Origin of the sequence: Tepidibacter aestuarii, from assembly GCF_934924865.1 — a bacterium.
GTDB classification, from domain to species: Bacteria; Bacillota; Clostridia; order Peptostreptococcales; family Peptostreptococcaceae; genus Tepidibacter_A; species Tepidibacter_A aestuarii.
This window is the reverse complement of sequence record NZ_OW235315.1, coordinates 2,310,279-2,328,008: the sequence shown is the minus strand read 5'-3', so window position 1 is coordinate 2,328,008 and position 17,730 is coordinate 2,310,279. Positions and strand designations below refer to the sequence as shown.

Sequence of the window (17,730 nt, the reverse complement as noted above, 5' to 3'; positions counted from 1 at the left end):
AATTAAGGAGATATAAAATAATGAGAAATAGGTATTTGAAATGTATTTTTTTTATTATATGCATTTTTATATTTATTACAATATTAAAATATAGTTTAATATTGAAACGATATAATAAAGTTGATTGTAATGGATATAACACCTGGTCTATGACACAACATCCATTTTATAATAAAAATGATAGTATAGATTTTTTTATAGATGATGGTGCTAAAGTGGATCTAAAGCTATGGTGGGAGAGTTTGAGTGGACATATTGAATTGAGAATAACAGATGAAGACGGGAATATTTATTTTACTAAAAAATCGAGTCAAATGAAAAACGAATACTCTATACCCTTAAAAAAAGGAAAATATAAGTTAAATATTAATAGTTCTAATTTTACAGGTGCTATGGTTTTAGGTTATAAAAATGTTATTAAAGTAAATAATTTTCCAAATGATAATTACAGCATTATTTCAAGCAATCCATCATATGGCTTTCAATGGGAATACATATTATATATACCTGATAAAGTAAGTAAAAATAATCTTCTTGTAGTACCTAATAATACCGGGATAGTTTCTGATAATATAGATATTCATAAAGAAGAAGCAAAAGGGTTAGTATTACATAAATCTAAATTAGCAAAAGAGTTAGAAGTACCTTTGTTAATACCTATTTTCCCAAGACCTAAAACTCATCAGGAAATATACACTCATGCACTTGATAGAGCGACTATACTTACAGATATTGATGAATTAAAACGTTTAGATTTACAACTTATAGCTATGATTGATTATACTAAAAATATTTTATTGAAAAAGGGAATCAGACTTGATAATAAAATCCTTATGTCAGGATTTTCTGCATCTGGAGATTTCACTGACAGATTTACATTTTTACATCCTGAAATTGTAAAAGCAGCAGTTATTGGAGGATGTGACAATATAGTTCCTTATAAAAGATTGAATGGTCAAAATCTTCCTTATCCAATAGAAATTTATGATTATGAGAAAATAACAGGTAAAGAATTAGATATTAATTTAATAGATGAGGTTTATAGATATATTTATAAAGGTGAAGATGATGAAGGTGGATGGATAATAAGCGAAGAAAATGGAGAAGTAACTACTTATACTGGAAAAGAATACTTTAACAAATTTGAATCACCTAAGATTATTGAAAATATTAGACAAAATAATAGTCCAATATATACTGATGGAGATTTAACCGATATACAAGAAAAGGAAACATCATTTAGAGTGTATAATGGTAAAATTCTAGTTGATAAATATTTACTAATTAAATCTATTTTTGATGAGCTAAATTTGGATAAAAGTCAATTTGTCGTATACAAAGGAATTGGACATGATATAAACCAAGAGATTGAGCAGGATGAGTTAGAGTTTTTCAAAAAGGTACTGGATAATTGAGATTATAAAAAAACTATCTGTGGGGAGTAGAGGTAGCTATAATGAATAAAATGTTTTCAAATAAAGTATTTCTTCAAATTACTAGTGTAGTACTATTAATAATATCCGTTAATTTATTTATTCTAAATCGTAATTCAAACAAATATGTTTATGAAAGAGTGGATAGAGATTTAAAGAAAGCTATAACTGAATTAGAGGATATAAATGAAGTTGTATTTGACATGTATATGCAAGGAAATTTTAAAAAAGATTACAAGATAGATACTGAGTATATTTTTGCTTTAGATAGACAAGATAGAGAAATAGAAAAAATATATAGTATAGAACATGGTCCTTTTAACTGGTTTGGTTTAGATTTTATAACTTTTAATATTATAAAAATAAAAGATAAAGGGAATTTAAATAAAGAGGATGAAGAATATTTAAAAGGTGTACATAAATATAATAAGCAGTTAATAAAAGCTTATTATAAAGTATTAAATGATAATGAGATGAGAGTAGATCAAGACGATGGGAAACTCAAAAAAATATATAAGGAATTTATAATAGAGGCTAATAAAATTTCTGGCGAGAAAGAGTATAGTAAATTAAGAGAATATAAGGTTAAAAGATCAGAAACTATAACAGAAAATGAAGAGCATAAAGTCAGCTTAGAAGAAGCCAAAAAATTAACTACTGAAGTACTGGAAAAAATATTTAATGAAAAACCAGCAATAATAGAGGAAGAAGATTATAATGAAGATGAATATGAATTTTACAATAAATGGGAAGATGGAAAAGATAAAAATTTATATAGTATAAGTATAGGAAAAAAAGATGGTTCTTTTATGATGTATAGAAGAAGTCAGTTAACAATGGCTGTTCTATCAGAGGATAACTTAGATAAAAAAGCTAGAGAGATTAAAGATATAGTAGTACCAAAAGATTATATATGCTATGAAAGGGAAAAAATGTTTCGTGAAGGAAAGCTATATGCAATAAACTATAACTTTATAAGAAAAGTAGATAATGTATACGATGAATCACATAAAATAGAAATTGGAATGAATTGTTATGGATATCTTAGTGACCTACGTATATCAGATCCTCTAAATTATAAAAAGGTAAATATAGAAGAACCTAAAGTTGTAAAGAAATATATACTATCTAAATTAGCTAAAGGTGATATTAAAAATGTTATATTAGCACAAAATAAGGACGGAAAGTTAGAATATAGAGTTTTTATTGAATTAAATAAAGAATTATATACATATACCTTTGATGCTAATACTGAAGAACAAACAGATTATAGGAAAAGTGATAGAATGTATTTTGAAAGAGTAAGTGATATATAAAACTTATACTTGGAAAAAATAATAAATTATTTAAATTTAATATTTTGGGTATATATAATACAAAAGTTAAATGAAATAGTATTGGAGGAAAAAAATATGCTTGAATGGTTATCACAATTCTCACCAGTAACACAAGCTCTAATTGGGACATTATTCACTTGGGGTGTTACAGCACTTGGTGCATCTTTAGTGTTTTTCTTTAAAACAATTAACAAAAATTTATTAAATGGTATGTTAGGATTTGCAGCAGGGGTTATGATTGCAGCTAGTTTTTGGTCACTATTAGCGCCAGGTATTGAAATGGCAGAAGAATTAGGCCAAACAGCTTGGTTGACGGCTGCTATTGGTTTTTTAGCTGGAGGAGCTTTTTTATTTTCTGTAGACAAGTTATTGCCTCATTTGCATATAGGGAAAGATACTTCTCAAGCAGAAGGTGTGAAAACAAGCTGGCAAAGAAGTGTACTTCTTGTGTTAGCTATTACACTGCATAATATTCCTGAAGGTCTTGCAGTTGGAGTTGCTTTTGGAGCGGTTGCTTATGGACTACCTTCAGCTTCATTAGCGGGAGCAGTTGCTTTAGCAATAGGAATTGGTTTGCAAAACTTTCCAGAGGGTGCTGCGGTTTCAATACCACTTAGAAGAGAAGGCTTTTCTCGTAAGAAAGCATTTTTATATGGACAGGCATCGGGCATAGTTGAACCTATTGCAGGTGTTATTGGAGCAGTAGCTATTATAGGGATGCGTCCTTTATTACCATATGCATTAGCATTTGCTGCTGGAGCAATGATTTATGTTGTTGTAGAGGAATTAATACCAGAGGCTCAACAAGGTGAAGAACACATAAGAACGGACATTGCAACAGTTGGATGTATGGTTGGTTTTGCTGTAATGATGATCCTAGATGTTGCATTAGGTTAATTAATTTCAAAAATTAAATGCATGATATTTATAATAAGGTATTGATGTTTTATATAAAACATCAGTACCTTATTTTTATTTTGTAAGTATGGAATTTCATTTACTTCAAATTTATTTTTTAACAAACAATAAGAACTATAGAAAAAAACTATATATACATATACAGGAATAGGTAATATCTATTAGACTGATAGTATCTAAAGTGCTACAATTATTGCGAGGACTACAATTATTTGACGGTTATTGACAGTATAGTATAAAAATAAACATTTAATAATAAGAATTGTTAATTTTATAACTAAAAATAAAATACTTTAGTTACAAAGGAGGTTTATATTGAGTATTAATATAAATATAATTTCTGGATTTTTAGGAGCTGGAAAGACTACGTTTTTAAAAAAAATTATTCCCAATATGGAAGGGAAAATTGCTTTAATTGAAAATGAATTTGGTGATATTGGAATTGATGGGGATTTGATTAATGACAAACTTCCTGTTAGAGAAATTTATGCAGGATGTATTTGTTGTACTCTTGTACAAGACTTTAAAAAAAATATAGAAGAGTTAATCTTAGAATATAGACCAGACCATATATTGATAGAGCCATCTGGTGTTGGAAGTCTATCTGATATTATAAAAGCTTGCGAGGAAATTTCTAAAAATTCTAATTTCGATATAAGAATAAATAATTTGATAACGATTGTAGATGTAAGTGCATTTGACGATTATATACAAAATTTTGGATCTTTTTATTTAGACCAAATTCAAAATGCTCATATGATTTTTTTAAGCCATTTGGGCAAAATGGACCAAAAAGAAATTGAAAAAGTAATTTCTAAAATAAAGTTAAATAATCAGGAAGCATTTATTCTTAATGAGGATTGGTATGCCTATAATGGTGAAAAAATAATTGAAATACTAAATACGATTGAAAGTTGTAAAATCGATTCAAAAGAAAAACCTGTACTGACGCCTGCTGATAAAGTATTTAGCACTGTATCTGTTAACAATCCAAGAATTTTCTTAGATAAAGAGGTTGATAAAATATTAGCTTCTTTAAATGATGAGGAATATGGTTCTATTTTGAGAGCTAAAGGAATTTTAGAACTTGATACAAATCAATTTGTTTACTTTGATTTTACGCCATATCACTATCATTGGGAGTATATAGAAAAATTCAAGAGAACGAAGGTAGCTATCATTGGTAGTAATTTAAGGAATAAAAAAATATTGGAATTGTTCCATTAATAAGTTGGAGGGATCAGTATGGGTAAAATTATTGATTTTAAGTGTACATATAATAATTCTATAGGGATTAATAAAGAAGTTACACGAAAAGTAGATTTACAATTTCCTGAAGCTTATAAAAATTCGAATAGTATGGCTTTAATATCTAAAGAGTTGAAAAAACATGATAAAACAACGTTTTGTGAACTACCATTTTGCCATACAGTTGAAGGGGAAGCAATGGGTGGAAGCATTAATTTTGGGGATGAAAACATAGGGCCAAGAGCTAAGGACTATATCTGCACAACTGCACAAGAAATATTGGACTTACCAGAAATCGATTATTCAAAAGGACGTATATCAGAGGTTTTAAAAGCCTGTAAATATTTGAGGGATCAAGGAGAAAATGTACTTTTATATATTTCAGGACCCTTCACGATTATGAATGTTTTAATAGATCCACGCCATGTTTTTAAAACATTTAGAAAAAATCCGGATATCATGAAAGATATTTTTGATAAATTCCAAAATGAAATATTACGTTTTGTTGAAGAAGCTCAAAAATCAGGAGTCAATATGATAAGTTATGCTGATTCTTCTGGAGGATTAAATATTTTAGGTCCAAAATTCTCAGAACAAGTGGTAGAAATGTTTACTTACCCATTATTAAAGCGAATGGAAGAACTTATTAATGATGAAACAATTGTATTGCTTTGCCCAAAAACTACTTTTGCATTACTAGGAACAGATAAAGCTGAATGGAAAGATATTTCATTAGAAGGCCCTACAAAATATTCTGAAGCCTGTATGAAAGTGATTGGTCAGACAAAATTTGTTGGACAAACGTGTATTAAAAATAAAGAATTTCAATTGAAAAATGGAATAATCAAAACAATTGATTTATTTTAACATGAAAGGTAATAACGATAAACTGTTATGAAGGTACATTTAGGATCATTTTAAATAGATATCTAAGTATCTTAAAAGTTATAACAATAAGTGAATATTTTAGAAGGAAATTAATTTGTAAAGGGAGGATATTATATGCACAAAGATGATCAAATGACACCAAACGAACGATTGGCTGCATTTATGACAGGAAAACCTATGGACAGAATTCTAGCTATGCCAGTTGCTTGCTCTATGTCTGGACTAGCATTAGGAATTACTCATAAGGAAAAAAGAAGCAGTGCTTTAAATGAAGCGAGAGCACAGATTGCTTGTTATGAAAGATTTGGAAATGATTTAACTATTATTGAATATGGTTTGCATGGAGTAGGGGCAGCTCTAGGGAGCCAAATGAGTGATCCAGAGGACTCAGTACCATCAATTATGAAGTATGCTTTAGATGATCTAAATGATGTTGATCAACTAGATATGTCAAAATTGGAGCTAAAAAACGATAAAGCATTTCAATTACATATAGAAGCTACTAATATTTTAATTGATAAAGTAGGGAAAGAGGTTCCAACTGGAGTTTTGATATCTGGACCATTTACTGCTGCTGCAAGTATATATAAAACAGAAAACTTATTAAGAGCAACTAGAAGAAATCCTGAAAAGTTACATCAATTGATTAAATTCTGCAACGAAGGATTAAAAATGATTTATAGAGAGTTTATAAAAGCAGGAGCTATTATTCTACTTTGTGATCCTATTGCATCAGGAACAATTCTTAATCAAAAACAATATTTAGAATTTGTTTTACCATACACGATAGATTTAATGAAAGATATTCATGACGCAAAAGGAATGGTTTGTTACCATATTTGTGGAGATACAACATCGATTGTAGGAGATATGGTGAAATCAGGTTGTGATATGCTCAGTATCGATAATAAGGTAGACTTGGCATATACGAAACAAGTAGTAGGAGATAAGGTTCCTATACTTGGTAATGTAGATCCAGTAGAGACGTTAATTTTAGGAAATACCAATGATGTAGATTTAGCTGTGAAAAATTGTATACAAAAAGGGTATGATAGTCCTTCAGGATATATTTTGGCATCAGGATGTGATCTTTCAGGAAACATTCCTTTGGAAAATATAGATCAGTTTATGGCTTCTGCTAGAAAATATGGAAAGTGGCCCTTAAATCCAAAAAATTTTTTATAGAATATAAATGTATTAAGAAATAAAAAATGGAGGGAAAAACAATGTCAGTATCAAAAGAAGAATTATTAAAAAGATTATCTGATGGTGTAGTAGATATGGAAGAAGAAGATGTGATTGAAGCATGTAACGAATATGTACAAGCAGGATATAGAATATTTGATGGTATTATGGAAGGGCTTGTAGATGGTATGAACCGTGCAAGTCAATTATATGATGATGAAGAATACTTTGTTACAGATGTATTACTATGTTCAGATGCAATGTATGAAGGTCTATCAATCTTAAGACCACATCTTCCTTCAGATGAAGTAGAAAAAGAAAAGCCAAAAGGAGTAATCGGTGTTGTAGAAGGGGATACGCACGATATAGGAAAAAACCTAGTTAAAATTATGTTAGAAACAGCTGGATTTGATATGATTGATTTGGGTAGAGATGTTCCATTGCGAAATTTTGTAGATAAGGCTAAAGAAGTTAATGCTTCATTTGTATGTATGTCAACATTAATGACAACAACAATGGACGGAATGAAGACCGTTATAGAGTTATTAAAAGAGGCTGGAATAAGAGAAGAAGTTAAAGTTGTTATAGGTGGAGGACCCATTTCAAAAACATTTGCCGATATAATCGGTGCAGATGGTTATTCTCATAATGCAGTTGAGGCAGTTAAGTTAGTAAAAGGTCTGCTTGATATAGCATAAAAAGGGGGAAAGGAATATGTTGTCGCCAAAAGAACGATTAAATAAGGTGTTGAACAGAAAAAGCGTTGATAGACCACCGTGTATTTGTCCTGGAGGCATGATGAATATGGTTACAACAGAGTTAATAGAAAAAGTTGGAATAGAATTTCCAAAAGCACATATGAATGCACAAATGATGGCTGATTTAGCAAGTGCAGTATATGAAAAAGGTTGCTTTGAGAATTATGGAGTTCCCTTTTGTATGACGATTGAGGCAGAAGATTTTGGAGCAAAAGTCGATATGGGAACAAATATTTATGAACCTCATGTTGTAGAATATTCAATTAATTCTGTGAAAGAATGGAGAAAAATTCCTGAAATTAATTATCAACAAGGAAGAGCAGGGGTAGTGGTTGATGCAATTAAACTTTTGAAGTTAAAAAGTAAAGATGTGCCTATTATAGGGAATTTAACTGGACCTATAAGTACAGCAAGTTCTATAATGGAGCCTACTATATTTTATAAAGAATTAAGAAAAAAAAATAGTGAGGCACATGAATTTATTGAGTTTGTTACAGATCAGTTAATTATATTTGCAAAAAAACAAATAGAAGCAGGAGCAGACATAATTGCCATTTCGGATCCTAGTGGTACAGGTGAAATTTTAGGACCGAAGCTATTTGAAGAATTTGCTGTCAAATACATTAATAAAATTATTGATAGCATACAAAGTGAAAATACAGGAACAATTGTACATATATGTGGACAAATGAAGAATGTATATCAAGAAGTGAATAAAATAAAAAGTGATGTCCTCAGTTTTGATTCTATAGTTAATATGAGTTATGCAAGAAAGAACTTAGGAGATAGATTGCTAATGGGGAATTTAAGTACTTATACAATTGAATTTGGACAGGCAAATAAAATTGCTGATCTAACTCAAAAATGTGTAAAAGATGGGGCAAATATCATATCACCTGCATGTGGGCTTGGAATGAGATCGCCTTTAAAAAATGTAAAAACAATTATAGAATCTTTAACAAAAGGAGATGCAGTTGTAGATGCCTAAGATTTCTATTAAGAACCAGAATCAAATGTTTGAATATGTACCGGATAAAAACTTATTACAACTTTTACTAGAAAATGAAATTTTCGTTGATAACCCGTGTAATGGAAAGGGATCATGTGGGAAATGTAAGGTTAGAGTTGTTGAGGGAAATCTACCTGACATCTCAGAAACAGAACAGAAATTTTTAAAAAAGGAAGAAATTAATGAAGGTATAAGACTATCTTGTCTTGTAGTACCACGAGAAGACATTGTAATTGAAATTTTACAAAAAGAAAGAAAGCATGAGATACTTACAACAGGGTATATGCCTGATTTTGAGTTTAATCCTTCCATCCATAAAAAAGCTTTCCAGATAAGAAAACCTACATTAGAGAATCAAAGTTCATTTGAGGATTCTGTATGCAATACATTTGGTATTGAAAAGTTTGATTGGCTATTATTACAGCAAAATAAAATTACAGATGAAAAGGTAACAGGAGTTTTTAATGATGAAGAGTTGATTGGAATTGAGTCGGGTGATACGACTGGATTTCTTTATGGATTAGCTATTGATATTGGAACTACAACAGTTGTAACGTCACTGATTGATATGAATACTGGTAATGAATTGGCTACTGCGTCAATGATTAATGCACAAAAGAGGTTTGGTCTGGATGTTTTAACTAGAATTACTTATGGACTAGAGAACCCAGAGGATTCTAAAGAAAAGCTGCAACATGCAATTGTAAATTCTATAAATGAAATGATTGAAGATATTTGTAATAAATCGAAAATAAATAGAAAAAATATTTATGAGATTTCTATTGCAGCAAACTGTACAATGATGCATTTTCTTTTAGGGATAGATACAAAATCCATCGGAAAGTCTCCGTATGCACCAGTATTTGTAAAATCAAAAAATATATTAGCAAAAGATATTGGTTTAAAGGCATTCTCAGGGGCAAGACTATACTGTCTTCCATCAGTTTCATCTTACATAGGTGCTGATATTGTAGCAGGTGCATATGTGTGTCAATTACATAAAGCCAAGGAAAACGTTTTATTTATAGATATTGGAACTAATGGAGAAATTGTTTTATCCAATCATGGGAAGCTATTATCATGTTCTTGTGCTGCAGGGCCAGCTTTGGAGGGAATGAATATTAGTTCAGGTATGAGGGCAGCAGAAGGTGCAATTGAAGATGTAAAAATCACTGACAAAGGAATCGAAATTAAAGTTATAGGGGAGCAAGAAGCAATTGGAATTTGTGGAAGTGGTATATTAGCAGCTGTGAAAGAGCTTATTCGTACAGGAATTGTGAAAAAAGATGGAGCATTTATAAAAAAAGAAAAACTAAAAAAATCGGATTATCGCTATGATATGATTCAATTAGATGGAAGAAAGCGAGAATTTATTTTAAAAAGCAATCCAGAACAATTATTAATTACACAATCAGATGTTCGCCAAGTACAATTAGCAAAAGGAGCTATTCTTTCTGGGTTTTATGCGTTACTAAAACAAGCTAATATTGATATGAATCAACTTGATAAAGTTATTATAGCAGGACAGTTTGGAGCTCACTTGCCTGTTGATAGTTTGGTTGGAACTGGTATTTTACCAGAAGCTATTAAGGACAAACTAGTATATGTGGGTAATTCTTCTAAAACAGGATCATATATGGCACTCATGTCTGCTAAAGCAAAGCAAGAAATTGAAGAACTAGCTAATCAAATAGATTATATGGAGCTAGGAGCATCTGAAGGATATGAGAGACTTTTTGCTCATAGCCTTTTATTTCCAAATTTTAAAAGTATTTAACTATATGTAGATATAAATGCTTATTTATAAAATATTTTAACTAAATAATAAAATTCTGATTTTTAGCTCACAGACTATGGCTGTGAGCTTTTTTCTTAAAAAAAGAAAAAGTGAAATCATATAAGTTAATTATTATAGAAAAAGGTAGTGAATAGTAAGTTTGGGATTTTATTTACAAATATTAGAAAAAAAGTTATAATGAAGAAGATTTGAGAGGGGGGATTAAATAATGGAGAAGTTATACAAATTAAATAACAGAAAAATGATTATATTCTTATTAATATTTTTATTAGCATCAAGTGTTCTTACATATATATCTATAAAAGATAATATAGAGCAACAAAAAATATTAGAAAAATATGATGATAGTATAAAACGCGGTGGTCTAAATATCTTAGAACCAAATTTTACTGAGAAAATGAACTACAATAAAGATAGTCAAAAACACAGTTTGGGAATATTTAGAACTATATTAATATGTGGTATTGAAATTATAATACTATACTTATATTTTTTGAAAAATAGTAAGATAGTTATAGATGAAAATGGAATAAAAATATATAACTTATACAAAAGAAAGCCGAGTAACATATATAATTGGGAAGGTATTGAGAATATAAGTTTCCAATATGCAGAAGATATAAGAGGGTTTATACCTGCATATGGAATGAAAATAAAGATGATTAAAAGAGAAAGTATTTTTATTCCTATTGAAAAGTTCTTGAATTATGAAGAAATTTCAGATGTAGTAATGAATTATTATGATAATATAGAAATTATTGATAATAATGAAGAAACTTATAGTATTACTAAGCTTTTAAAGGACTCATATGAAGAGTATAAAAGTGGGTTTGATATTTATATAAAATACAGCTTTATTATACTTACATTTGATTTATTAAAAGAATTAATAAAAAATCCAATTGTAGATTTGATTGTACTCATAGCTCAAATATTCTTTGGATATAGAGCATTAATAGCTTTGAATTATAGAGTTTATATGTCTTATAATGGAGAAAATATAGATTTTGATACTGGATGGGAGTTTGCCAAAGATAAGATAGGAAGGTATTTTGGAGCAGGTTTGATTTTAGAAATATCTATGCTTATATTTATAGGAATAGAGTATCTTTTTATAACTAGTAGTTTAGAATTTAATTATAAAATTATTTTGAGTATAGTCCTAGTGATAGTATGTATAATTAGTATATCTAGAATATATTTAATAACTTATATAGCTAGCATAGTTGATACAAATGAGTCGTACATGTCTTTAAATGGAATTGTAATCAAAAAATATTATAAACAGGTTATATTTATGTTTTTTATATCAAATATCATATTGATACCTATTATAATTTTGGGAATTATGAATTACAAAGATTTATATAGTTTTATTGATATAGTAGGAAAGATAAGTTATATAAGAATAGCCTTAGATTTGTTTATAACACCTTTTGTAAGCTGTTATTTTATGAAACTTTTAAAAGATTTACCTATAAGTGTTAGAGATGGTTACAATGAGTAAGCTGTTTTCAAATAAAGTATTTCTTCAAATTTTAAGTATAGTTATGTTAGTACTAATGATTAATTCGTATATGATGAATAAGAATGTTAAGGAATATGCTTACAAAAATGCACATATAAGTTTGAAGAATAATATTGATAAGCTATCTGATATTAATAAGGTTATATATGCTATGTATAACGACAATGATTTTGAAAAAGAGTTTCGTATAGATCATATATGGACTTTAGATACATTAGATATGGAAGTAAACAAAATGTTTGGTATAGATAGAGCAGTATTTAATTGGTTCAGGCTGGAACTGATGTGGATTAATATTCTTGATATAAAGAAAAAAGAAAGATTGAGTAAAGAGGATGAAAAATATTTAAAAAGTGTACATATGTATAATCAAGATTTAATAAAGGCCTACTATAGAGTAACAGAAGGAAAAAATATAAACAAGGATTATAAAAAAGCTAAACAGGAATATAAGAATTTTATAGAAGAGGCTAATAAGATAACTGTTGACGAAAAATATAAAGGAATATTTAAACATAAAATTTAATAAATAAAAAATTATTTGTAAAAATATGCAAATGATTTCACCTGATTTGAGTTTTAGATAATAAGATAAGACCTAAGTAATAGATACTTTTCAAGTTGCTATTGCTTAGGTTTTTTATTGTCAAAAAATTATAATTGTTTACTATTATGACAAACACTATATATTGTATTTTGAATAGAAAAATAAAAAAATAAACACAATATAATGAGAAATGTGTTTAGCTGAATACTATTGTTGGTATATATAGTTTGAATGCATCATTATTTTAAGTAGGAGCTGAATTTATGAATATAAAAAATTTAATTAAAAGATATTATACAAAAGAGTTAGAAAAAAACAAGAATTTAACTGTATATGATTTATTCAATTGGAAAACAGTTGAGGTGAAAATGTTTGATTATAAAAACAACAATATATTATTCCAAGAAGAAGATTTAGAGTTTCCTGTATTTTATAGTCAAAACGCTTGTGATATTATTGCTAGTAAGTATTTTAGAAAAACTGGTGTGACTAATAAATATGGATATGAAAAATCTTTAAAAGAAGTTGTTCATAGAATGGTGAATTTTTGGACTGAAAGTGCTTTAGATGAAGGTCTAATAGACGAGAAAAATAAAAATATATTTTATGATGAAGTTTCTTATATGCTTATAAATCAGATGTTTGCACCAAATTCTCCACAGTGGTTCAATACTGGACTTAAGTTAACTTATGGAATAGATAAGGAAGCGGAAGGTCATTTTTATTATGATATAAAAAAGGAAAAGGTAGTAAAATCTACGGATGCTTATACAAGGACACAAGGTAGTGCTTGTTTTATACTTAATATAAAGGACACATTGCTTGGAGATAAATCTATAACGGATCAAATAGTAACTGAAACAAGACTTTTTAAACATGGATCAGGAACAGGAACCAATTTTAGTAGTATTCGTGCAAAAGGTGAACTTTTATCTGGAGGAGGAACATCATCAGGTATTATGAGTTTTCTTAAAGTATTTGATGCTAATGCAGGAGCAATAAAGTCAGGTGGTACAACACGAAGAGCAGCTAAAATGGTAATCATGGATGGAGATCATCCTGAAATTTTAGATTTTATAAAATGGAAAGCAAAAGAAGAAGATAAAGTAGTAGCACTTGGTAAAATGGGATATGATACTGATTTTAATTCAGAGGCATATTCAACTGTATCAGGTCAAAATTCAAATAATTCAATTAGAATTACAAATAAGTTGATGAACAAAATGATAGGAAAAGATAAAAATTATTCTTGGGAGTTAAAGGGAAGAGTAGATTCAAAAGTAAATAAAGTTATAAGTGCAAAAGACTTATGGAATGAAATAAACTATTCATCATGGAGATGTGCAGATCCAGCACTTCAATTTCACGATATAATAAATGATTGGAATACATGTCCTTTAGGCGAAAATGGTGAGAATGAAGAAATAAGAGGATCAAACCCATGTAGTGAATACCATTTTTTGGATGATACTGCATGTAATTTGGCTAGTATAAACATAGTTAAATTTTATGATTCAAAAAATAATAAATTTGATATAAATGGATATTTACATACAATAAGTCTTGTTCAATTAGTTCTTGAATCAACTATTCATTGGGGTCAATTTCCAACAGAAGATATTGCAAAAAGATCACATTTCTTTAGAACTACAGGACTTGGAATTGCAAATACTGGTTCTCTTCATATTATGATGGGACATCCTTATGATTCAGATAATGCAAGAACAATAGCAGCTGCTTTGGTTGGAGTTATGACGGGTCAATCTTATTATGTATCATCATTAATGGCAAAAGAAATAGGAAGTTTTTCTAAATACGAAATAAATAAAAATCATATGCTAAAGGTTATAAAAAATCATGCTATAGCTGCTGGATCAATCCATTCTTCTTATGAAGGTTTAGGGTATACTCCGGCTAAAGTAAATCATGAAATATTAATACATGAAAAACAAGATGATTTAAGTGAGACTTTAAAAAATATATGGAAAAAGGCAGTTGAAGGTGGAGAAAAATATGGATATAGGAATGCTCAAGTGAGTGTTATTGCTCCAACTGGAACTATATCTCTTGCCATGGATTGTGCTACTACTTCGATAGAGCCATTCTTTGCACATGTAGTATATAAAAAGTTAGTAGGAGGAGGATTCATGGAATTTATAAATCCATATATTCCTACAATACTTCAAAAGCTAGGGTATAGTAAAGAACAGATAGAAGACATAGTGAACTATGTAATGAAAAAAGAAACCATCAATGAAAATGGATATGAATATGAAAAAATAATAGATGGAAAAATAGAAGGAGCACCTCATATAAAAGAAGAGCATCTTCCTATATTTGATACAGCCAATAAATGTGGAAGTGGAAAAAGATTTATATCACCAATGGGACATGTTAAGATGGTAGCAGCTTTGACACCATTTGTTTCAGGAGCAATAAGCAAAACTGTTAATCTTCCTAATGAAGCTACTATAGATGATTTTAAAAATGTATATAGTAATGCATTTGAATTAGGAGTAAAATGTATTTCTTTATATAGAGATGGCTCTAAGGCTAGTCAGCCACTTAATCAAGCTAAGAGTACGAAAGATAAAAAATTAGAAGATATGACGTATAATGAACTCTTAGAATATGTTAAAGCATTAAAAGAAGATAATAAACAAAATCTTATAAAGATAGATGAGAAGAAAAATTCAAAAGAATACAAGAAAGTAACATGCTCAAACTGTTCAAGTACTAGTATTATACCTAATGGAACTTGCCATATTTGTAGAAATTGTGGTACAACAACAGGATGTAGTTAAAAAATGAATGATATAATATATTAATGCTATCAATTTCATTTATAGAATTAAGCTTTAATACTATAAATCTTTGAAACTATAAGTAATTTATCATGTTAGGGTCAAAGGTTCTTTTTGAATTTAAAAATGAGTTGATTATAGTTATTGAACTATACATGATTTTTTTGTTATTGTATGTAGGAGTTATAGTATAATAATAGTGTAGGATTATAAAAAATTAAAAATCAGTAAAGATGGCTATGTATAAATAGGTTTAAATGCTAAAAATCAAGAAATCATAGATAAAATGGAGGGTTTTAATATGGCTTATCTAAATAAACCATTAAATGTAAGTAAGCTTGAGCTCAAAAACCGCTTGGTAATGCCCCCGATGGCTACTGCAAAGTCAGAAGGGGATGGTAATGTAAGCCAACAGATTATTGATTATTATAAAGAAAAATCAGATGGAGGGTATATTTCTCTTATTATAATTGAACATAGTTTTGTTTCTCAAGAAGGAAAAGCAAGTAAAAACCAATTATCTGTTGCAGATAATACTACGATTGAGGGTCTTAAAAGGCTAGCAGATGTAATTCATAAAAATGATTCAAAGGCTATAATGCAGATTAATCATGCAGGAAGTGCAGCTGATCAAGAAATTATTGGAACAACACCAGTTGGACCTTCAGTTGTTGCTAATCCTCGCCTAGGGAGAGTTCCTCGTGAACTTGCAAAACATGAAATCTTAAATATTGTAAAAGAATTTCAAAATGCCGCACTAAGAGTTAAAGAGGCAGGTTTTGATGGTGTAGAGATACATTCAGCGCATGGCTATTTTTTAAATCAGTTTTTATCTCCTCTTACAAATAAAAGAACTGATGAATATGGTGGAAGTATTTATAATCGAATACGTATACACCTACAAATTATTGAAGCAATATCCGAGGTTGTAGGTAAAGATTTTCCAATATTATTGAGGTTAGGAGCCTCAGATTTTGTTGACGGAGGAACAACTATTGAAGATAGTAAAATTGCTGCTTGTGAATTTGAAAAAGCAGGAGTAAGTATTCTTGATATTTCTGGAGGATTTTGTGGATATAATTTAAATGGAATAAAAGACCAAGGATATTTTGCCCCACTTACTGAAGCTATCAAAAAAGTAGTTTCTATCCCAGTTATATTAACTGGTGGAATTACTGAGGCTCAGGCGGCAGAAGAGCTTTTATTAAAGGGAAAAGCAGATCTTATTGGTGTAGGAAGAGCATTACTTAACAATTCGGATTGGGCAAAGAACGCAATCGAAAAATTAAGCTGATATGGGAGTATCATTGAAACTTTAAGAGCATAAAAGGTTAAATAGTTTAATAAAATCAAGAGAAAAAGAAAATCTGTAAATCTCAGTGATTTATGGATTTTTTTCTTATTTATAAACTTTAAATAAAAGTAGTATAAACAAACACAATATCGTTAGATAAAGAGTAATAATGTTAATAGAGTATACATAAATAAATGATACAACTATACAAAATATGGTAAAATAAAACTGATAAAGATTTGATTGTAAGTGTATCTAGAGTCAATTGTTTAAGGGGGATAAACATGAGTGCTATAATACAAAAGGATGATAGGCAAGGAAGAGTTCCATACGAATACATAAAAAATATATTTAAAAATACTGATCCATCGCAAATGGCAGAATTAACAGGAAATAAATATGACGAAAATGCACAAATATTTACAGTTAAACTTATGGGAAAAAATTATACTGTAAAATATCCTAGTGGAGATATTTATAATCAAGACAATAAATTAGTAGAGTCCTATATAACTAGAATTATGTTTCTAAGATATCTTGTAAATGGAAAAGGGGTTCCTCCTACTGGAAAAGATATTACTTTTAAAGACATACCGGGTGGACATGTGTATTATCATAATTTCCATAATAGAACTATTTTAAGGTTAGCTAACTTATATGGAAATAAAGTAGAAGATTTTGAAGAAAGTTTTAAGAATATAGATAGCGAAAAAATAAAACAAGGGGACTTAGGATATAAATTTGAATTTCTTAAAAATGTATTCTTTACATTTATAGTATGGGAAGGCGACGAGGAATTTGCTCCTTCAGCTAGTATTTTATTTGATAGTAATATTGAATACTATTTTGATGCAGAAGATTTAGCAGTTGTTGTAGATATAGCAATAAATTTTCTTAAAAATAAAGGAGAGCTTCCTGTTGATATAGGTTTGTACAGTTTTAACTAGATTTACTTGTTATAAAAATGTTATACTCTTTAATTT

14 protein-coding genes are annotated in these 17,730 nt (G+C 29.0%); all 14 read left to right on the top strand.

Annotated features, from left to right (window positions below; translation table 11 throughout):
* The first annotated feature begins 149 nt into the window (after nt 1–149).
* The 14 genes from M2214_RS11515 to M2214_RS11450 all read left to right on the top strand — a co-directional run bounded on the left by M2214_RS11515 (nt 150) and on the right by M2214_RS11450 (nt 17,694).
* The gene (locus M2214_RS11515) at nt 150–1,415 is read left to right on the top strand and encodes a hypothetical protein (protein WP_248478160.1); all 1,266 of its coding nucleotides are present in this window, start codon (nt 150–152) and stop codon (nt 1,413–1,415) included.
* Nucleotides 1,416–1,456: 41 nt separating this feature from the next.
* Complete coding sequence (locus M2214_RS11510) at nt 1,457–2,749, top strand: hypothetical protein (RefSeq protein WP_248478158.1); 1,293 nt, start codon at nt 1,457–1,459, stop codon at nt 2,747–2,749.
* A 96-nt stretch (nt 2,750–2,845) separates the two neighbouring features.
* On the top strand, nt 2,846–3,667 hold the full coding sequence (locus M2214_RS11505) for a ZIP family metal transporter (RefSeq protein ID WP_248478156.1): 822 nt from the start codon (nt 2,846–2,848) through the stop codon (nt 3,665–3,667).
* A gap of 336 nt (nt 3,668–4,003) precedes the next feature.
* Nucleotides 4,004–4,915: a GTP-binding protein gene (locus tag M2214_RS11500; RefSeq protein ID WP_248478154.1), complete on the top strand. Its 912-nt coding sequence runs from the start codon at nt 4,004–4,006 to the stop codon at nt 4,913–4,915.
* Nucleotides 4,916–4,933: 18 nt separating this feature from the next.
* Nucleotides 4,934–5,803 carry a uroporphyrinogen decarboxylase family protein gene (locus M2214_RS11495; protein ID WP_248478151.1) on the top strand — a complete coding sequence of 290 codons (870 nt, stop codon included), beginning with the start codon at nt 4,934–4,936 and terminating at the stop codon, nt 5,801–5,803.
* Between the two features lie 135 nt (nt 5,804–5,938).
* Complete coding sequence (locus M2214_RS11490) at nt 5,939–7,009, top strand: uroporphyrinogen decarboxylase family protein (protein WP_248478149.1); 1,071 nt, start codon at nt 5,939–5,941, stop codon at nt 7,007–7,009.
* Nucleotides 7,010–7,050: 41 nt separating this feature from the next.
* Nucleotides 7,051–7,707: a corrinoid protein gene (locus M2214_RS11485; protein WP_248478147.1), complete on the top strand. Its 657-nt coding sequence runs from the start codon at nt 7,051–7,053 to the stop codon at nt 7,705–7,707.
* Nucleotides 7,708–7,723: 16 nt separating this feature from the next.
* Entirely contained in the window at nt 7,724–8,755 is a 1,032-nt protein-coding gene (locus M2214_RS11480; protein WP_248478145.1) for a methylcobamide:CoM methyltransferase MtbA, read from the top strand.
* Complete coding sequence (locus tag M2214_RS11475) at nt 8,748–10,553, top strand: ASKHA domain-containing protein (protein WP_248478143.1); 1,806 nt, start codon at nt 8,748–8,750, stop codon at nt 10,551–10,553. The genes M2214_RS11480 and M2214_RS11475 overlap by 8 nt, the downstream gene beginning before the upstream one ends.
* A 229-nt stretch (nt 10,554–10,782) precedes the next feature.
* Complete coding sequence (locus M2214_RS11470; protein ID WP_248478134.1) at nt 10,783–12,081, top strand: hypothetical protein; 1,299 nt, start codon at nt 10,783–10,785, stop codon at nt 12,079–12,081.
* On the top strand, nt 12,056–12,628 hold the full coding sequence (locus M2214_RS11465; RefSeq protein ID WP_248478132.1) for a hypothetical protein: 573 nt from the start codon (nt 12,056–12,058) through the stop codon (nt 12,626–12,628). Before M2214_RS11470 ends, M2214_RS11465 begins: the two co-directional genes overlap by 26 nt.
* A 284-nt stretch (nt 12,629–12,912) precedes the next feature.
* Complete coding sequence (locus M2214_RS11460; protein WP_248478130.1) at nt 12,913–15,453, top strand: vitamin B12-dependent ribonucleotide reductase; 2,541 nt, start codon at nt 12,913–12,915, stop codon at nt 15,451–15,453.
* Nucleotides 15,454–15,754: 301 nt separating this feature from the next.
* The gene (locus M2214_RS11455; protein ID WP_248478128.1) at nt 15,755–16,747 is read left to right on the top strand and encodes an NADH:flavin oxidoreductase; all 993 of its coding nucleotides are present in this window, start codon (nt 15,755–15,757) and stop codon (nt 16,745–16,747) included.
* Between the two features lie 284 nt (nt 16,748–17,031).
* Complete coding sequence (locus tag M2214_RS11450) at nt 17,032–17,694, top strand: DUF3786 domain-containing protein (protein ID WP_248478126.1); 663 nt, start codon at nt 17,032–17,034, stop codon at nt 17,692–17,694.
* The last annotated feature ends 36 nt before the right edge of the window (nt 17,695–17,730 follow it).